Source organism: Oleiphilus sp. HI0067, from assembly GCF_001635735.1.
This window is the reverse complement of record NZ_LWFI01001608.1, coordinates 1-707: the sequence shown is the minus strand read 5'-3', so window position 1 is coordinate 707 and position 707 is coordinate 1. Positions and strand designations below refer to the sequence as shown.

The following is a 707-nucleotide window of genomic DNA, read 5'->3' as shown; positions in this document are numbered from 1 at the left end:
CTAATACTTTGGCCTGTTCGTCTAGCGACACATCATCTTTTAATCTTCTGTATACCGCTAACGCCTGTTCATTTCGACCTAGTTTAAATAAAACATGCCCCAAAGATAAATTGAGGTAACGCTGCTGATCCTTGCTTGATCTCTTCAAACCGATTTGCAATGCTCTAGCTGCATTCTCATAGTCTTCCATTTCAATATATGCATGGCTTAGCGCTTGAGCTGAGTTCGGCGTTGTTGCGGTCAATATCGCTTTCTCTAAATAAGGGATTGCCCTGTCTACTTGTTTCGCATCGAGGTGTGCTTGTGCGAGCAAGCTATAGTTCTCGGCCGTATACCAAAGTATGAAGTCTTTAAAACCTGCTTCAAGAACTTCCGCTGCTTTATGCGGATACCCTCTAGTGATAAGGCGATACGCCAAATCACTCAACTCTTGAGTCTCATTCAACAACTGGTTTTTGTAAGCATATTCGAGAGTTCCCAAAGCATTGTCTTCTTGTTCAAGTTCGTCGTATAGCCCTGTTAATTGTAATACGTATTTTTTCTTACCAGGATAAAGCGTGACCATTCTTTTTAGTAATTGAATACCTTTCCCATAATCTTTTTGAATCACATAGCTCGCTAGTAGCAACTGCAAATGATATTCGACAGGCGTTTCACTCTGAGCCACTGCCCGCTCAAAGCTTTTGACCGCTTCCTGATACTCTTTA

The 707-nt window shown here is 41.7% G+C and carries 1 protein-coding gene; it reads right to left on the bottom strand.

Annotated features, from left to right (window positions below):
* On the bottom strand, positions 1-707 hold a 707-nt coding region (locus A3739_RS26045; RefSeq protein ID WP_156502857.1), incomplete at both ends, for a lipopolysaccharide assembly protein LapB.